Source organism: Caballeronia sp. M23-90 (assembly GCF_053574605.1).
Genome location: NZ_JBSIPA010000520.1, coordinates 1 through 4,407, shown reverse-complemented (window position 1 = coordinate 4,407; position 4,407 = coordinate 1). Strand labels below are relative to the sequence as shown.

Here is a 4,407-nt window from a genome sequence, read left to right as displayed (position 1 = left end):
TGGCGTGCGTGCGGCGCAGGAACTGGTGTTGGGCGGGCTTCGCCCCACCGTGATCGACGAAGGCGCGAAGGACGGCGGCCAGATCTACAGGCGGCAGCCCGGCGGCTTCACCCGTTCATATGCAACGCTCTATGGCACGGAGGCCGCGCATGCGCAGTCGCTGCATCTGGACTTCGACGCGCTCAAGGGCAAGATCGACTATCTGCCCCACACGCTCGTCTGGAACATCACACCGGGCACGGTGCATCTCGTGAATGACGGGCAATACCGGACCATGGAGTTCGATGCACTCATCATCTGCAGCGGCGCGACGGATCGTCTGCTGCCGGTAAAAGGCTGGCAGCTCGCAGGCACCTACAGTCTCGGCGGCGCGCAGGTCGCACTGAAATCGCAAGGCTGCGCAATCGGTGCGCGTGTCGTGTTCATGGGTACCGGCCCGCTGTTGTATTTGGTCGCGGCGCAATACGTGAAAGCGGGCGCAGGCGTCATGGCGGTGCTGGACACGTCCACGTTTGCCCAGCGTCTTCGCGCCTTGCCGAAGCTCCTGGCCATTCCTGGTGCGCTGAAAAACGGTATAGCGCTGATCTCCGTGCTGCGGCGCGCGGGCGTCAGGATCTATCGCGGCGTGCGGCCGATGGAAATTACCGGCACGCCGGAAATCGGCGTCTCGGGTGTGCGCGCTGCATCGCAAAGCGGCGTGCCCGTCGATATCAAGTGCGACGCCGTGGCGCTCGGCTATCACCTTCGGCCCGAAACCCAGCTTGCGGATCTCGCCGGTTGCGAAATGCGCTTCGATGAAGCCGCGCAGCAATGGCTCGTCTCGACTGATGACGAAGGTCGCAGCAGTATCGATGGGATTTACATTGCAGGCGACGGCGCCCGCGTGCGCGGCGCGAATGCCGCCGAATGCAGTGGACGCATTGCCGCGCTGGCCGTGCTGAAAGCCGCCGGCATGCAGGCGGAAGGGATGGCCGAATCGATGTCGAAGCACAAGACCGAGCTAGCCCGCTTCACTCGATTTGCCAATGGCCTGCGCATTGCGTTTCCATGGCCGTCGCGTCTCGTGGCATCGATGCCCGACGAAACCATTGTCTGCCGATGCGAAGCGGTCACCGCCGGCGAGTTGCGCCGCGTGGTGCGCGAGACGGGCGCGAAGGAAGCCAACAGGGCGAAAGCGTTCTCGCGTGTCGGCATGGGGCGTTGCCAGGGACGATACTGCGCGCATGCGGGCGCCGAAGTGATTGCGGCAGCAGCTTCGGTGCCGTTGTCGTCAGTCGGACGGCTGCGTGGCCAGGCGCCGGTCAAGCCGCTGCCAATGGCGCTCGTCGAGGAGCCCGGCGAATGACCGCGTTGAGTCAATCTGCCACCCGCGCCGATGTTATCGTGATCGGCGGCGGCATCATGGGCACGAGTACAGCGTTCTTCTTGCGGCGTCGCAATCGTTCGGTGATCCTGCTCGAACGCGGTCTTACGGGACAGCAGGCGAGCGGCGTGAATTTCGGCGGCATTCGAAGGCAAGGCCGCGCGCTGCCACAACTCGCCATGGCCAGCCGTGCGCTCAGGATTTGGCAGAACGCGCGTGAACTGCTTGGCGAGGACGTCGAATTCCTGCCGTCGAGCCATACGCGGGTCTGCTATCACGCACATGATGCCGAGTATTTCGACCGCTACGCGCAGGAGGCGCGCGAATACGGGCTCGATCTCGAAGTGTTGCACGGCGAAGCCGTGTTCAGGCGCTTTCCGTTTCTCGGCCGCGAGGTGCTGTCCGCGTCCATTTCTCCACTCGACGGTCATGCCAATCCGCGACTTGCCGCACCGACGTTCGGCCGTGCGGCGGCGCGTCTCGGCGCGTTGATTGTCGAGAATACGGAGATCGTTCGCGTCGATAAGGATGGCGATACATTCCGCGTGGAAAGCGCGAACGGAACCGTATACCGTGCGGCGCAGGTCGTGATCTGTGCGGGCGCGTGGGCGAGCAAGCTCAGCGGGCAGTTTGGAGAGCCCGTGCCCATTCGGGCGAGCGGCCCGCAGATGGCGGTGACCGAGCCAGTGCCTTACGTCTTCAAGGCGTCGATGGGCGTCTATACATCGATCAAGGAAGAAAGCGTTTATTTCAGGCAGATTCCGCGCGGCAACATCATCCTGGGCGGCGGTCCTCCCGGTCCCGCCGACGCCGCCACGCGCCGCGCCAGCGTGCTGCCCGAAAACACCGTGCGCCAGATGAAGCAGTTTCGCCGCATGGTGCCGGCGCTGGGCGCACTCAACGTGATTCGCGTATGGAGCGGCGTAGAGGGGTATCTGCCCGACGGCGAACCGGTGATCGGTCCGAGTTCGAAAGTGGACGGTCTTTTCTACGCGTTCGGTTTTTGCGGATCAGGTTTCCAGATTGGCCCGGGCGTCGGCGAGACGCTGGCTGAACTCATCGATACAGGCAGTACACCCATTGCGCTCGATCCCTTTTCCGTGCGGCGGTTCGCTGCCGAATCCATCATGCAACCCGCAGTGGCGCCGCCATGAAATCCACCGTAGCGCTCAGTGAAGCGCGCGCTTTCATAGAAGCGCATTTCGATGAACCCGTGACGCTCGCGCAGCTTGCCGAATTGTCGGCGTTGAGCGTGCCGCGATTCGTTACGGTATTCCGGCAACAGTTTGGGTCGTCGCCTTACCGGTACCTGTGCGGCTTGCGAATCGAGCGCGCGCAGATGCTGCTGCTGGCAGGCGTGCCCGGCTCCATGGTCGCGGCTGAAGTCGGCTTCTTCGACCAAAGCCATCTTGCGCGACACTTCAAGCAGTTTTGCGGCATGACGCCGACCGCGTTCCTGAAGCGCGCGCGCGGCAAGGCCACCACGCACGAGCACAGCGCCCTCGTCAATTCAGCACCAGCCCCGCGCTTTTGAGCGCATTGCGCACGCCAAGACCCGGATACGCGGTCTCGACCGTGCGCATGTCCGAGCGTGTCTCTTCGATGATCCAGTCGCGCACCGATTTCACGATCGGCCGCAGTGGCCGGTTGGGCGGCGAAACCAGACAGCAGCGGCGGTGCGTTGCAATCAGTTCCTGCTCCGCCGGCATCAACGCGCCTTGCGCAATCCAGTGCGACACCACGTTCAGCCAGCCGAGCGCCACGCCCTGACCAAGCAGCGCGGCTTGAACCACGATGGCGTAATCGTTGAAACTGAGCATATGCGCTGCGCGCCGCCGATGTCCGGCGAACGCTGCAAAGCGGTCGTGCCAGCCGCGCTCTTCGTCGTCCATGACGATCACCGTGTCTTCGTGCTCGCCAGCTGAATTAATTAACCGTTGATCGTGATAGCGCTGGTTGCACACCGGCAGCAGGAGTTCGGGCATGACGAGGACGCTGTTTTCATCGATCTCGTCCTGAGTCACGAACCGCATGCCGAGGTCCACGTCGATCAGCGGACCGCCAATACGCCCCGAAATCAACTGGAATCGCAGGTCCACCGACGGAAACGCCTTGTTGAGCCGGTTCATTCGCGGCATCAGCCAGTGCGTGGTAAAGGCGGTGGAAACCGAGAGCGTCACGGATTCCACGCCGGTCGAACGCGCTTCGATCTCGCGAATCGCCCCCTCGATACCGTTGAACCCCTCCGATATCTTCCCGTACAAAATGCGGCCGTTTTCCGTCAGTTCGATACCGCCGCGTGCGCGCTCGAACAACTGCACGCCGAGATGGTCCTCCATGCGCGCCAGCATCCGGCTGACTGCCGGCTGGCTCACATACAGTTCCTGTGCGGCGCGCGTGAAGTTTCCGCAGCGCGCCGCGGCCTCGAAAACAAACAGCGCATTGGCGCTCGGCAGTTTCTTGCGTAGATTGGGCATGACCTCATGTTATGCCTGATCCAACAATTCGGGAATTGCCGCCAATAAAAACGCGCCGTATATTTGATTTCACCGATGCATGAAAACCCATGTCCCGGCATGAATACCAACGAGAGAAACCAGCATGGTGCAAGGGCGAAAGCAGGAGTATCGATCCGGTCGGCTGCAAAGCGCTACGGCCCGGTTGTCGCACTCGACGACGTTTCGCTCGATATCGCGCCCGGCGAATTCGTCTCGTTGCTCGGGCCGTCGGGTTCCGGCAAGACCACCTTGCTCGGCATTCTCGGCGGCTTCGTCCAGCCGAGTTCCGGCTCGGTCTGGGTCGGCGATCGCGACATTACATTCGCGCCGCCGCATAAGCGTGACATCGGCATCGTGTTTCAGAACTACGCACTGTTTCCGCATATGAGCGTCGGCGAGAACGTCGCGTTTCCGTTGCGCGCACGACGTCAGCCAAAGGCCGGATGGGCCCGCAAGGTGTCCGACGCACTTGCCATGGTGGAACTCGGCGGATACGAGAGCCGCGGCATCAGCCAGTTGTCGGGCGGGCAGCGCCAGCGCGTCGCA

General features: G+C 62.9%; 5 protein-coding genes. 4 read left to right on the top strand and 1 reads right to left on the bottom strand.

Annotation, left to right across the window (positions count from 1 at the left end; translation table 11 throughout):
* The 3 genes from ACRXB1_RS31570 to ACRXB1_RS31560 all read left to right on the top strand — a co-directional run.
* The coding region (locus ACRXB1_RS31570) for an FAD/NAD(P)-dependent oxidoreductase (RefSeq protein WP_449494274.1) at positions 1-1,345 on the top strand (1,345 nt) is incomplete at its 5' end.
* The gene (locus tag ACRXB1_RS31565; protein WP_075357583.1) at positions 1,342-2,517 is read left to right on the top strand and encodes an NAD(P)/FAD-dependent oxidoreductase; all 1,176 of its coding nucleotides are present in this window, start codon (positions 1,342-1,344) and stop codon (positions 2,515-2,517) included. The genes ACRXB1_RS31570 and ACRXB1_RS31565, both read left to right, overlap by 4 nt.
* Entirely contained in the window at positions 2,514-2,897 is a 384-nt protein-coding gene (locus tag ACRXB1_RS31560; RefSeq protein WP_062001912.1) for a helix-turn-helix domain-containing protein, read from the top strand. The genes ACRXB1_RS31565 and ACRXB1_RS31560 overlap by 4 nt, the downstream gene beginning before the upstream one ends.
* On the opposite strand, the gene ACRXB1_RS31555 is transcribed toward ACRXB1_RS31560, so the two are convergent.
* Positions 2,869-3,840, bottom strand: a complete 972-nt coding sequence (locus ACRXB1_RS31555) for a LysR family transcriptional regulator (protein ID WP_075357582.1) — start codon at positions 3,838-3,840, stop codon at positions 2,869-2,871. The genes ACRXB1_RS31560 and ACRXB1_RS31555 overlap by 29 nt on opposite strands.
* A 99-nt stretch (positions 3,841-3,939) precedes the next feature.
* Here ACRXB1_RS31555 and ACRXB1_RS31550 point away from each other — a divergent pair.
* On the top strand, positions 3,940-4,407 hold a 468-nt coding region (locus ACRXB1_RS31550; protein WP_449494273.1), incomplete at its 3' end, for an ABC transporter ATP-binding protein.

What these genes read in the sequence shown, in the direction of transcription:
- ACRXB1_RS31565 (WP_075357583.1), top strand. Translation starts at nt 1,342, where the DNA reads ATGACCGCGTTGAGTCAATCTGCCACCCGCGCCGATGTTATCGTGATC.
- ACRXB1_RS31560 (WP_062001912.1), top strand. Translation starts at nt 2,514, where the DNA reads ATGAAATCCACCGTAGCGCTCAGTGAAGCGCGCGCTTTCATAGAAGCG.
- ACRXB1_RS31555 (WP_075357582.1), bottom strand. Translation starts at nt 3,840, where the DNA reads ATGCCCAATCTACGCAAGAAACTGCCGAGCGCCAATGCGCTGTTTGTT.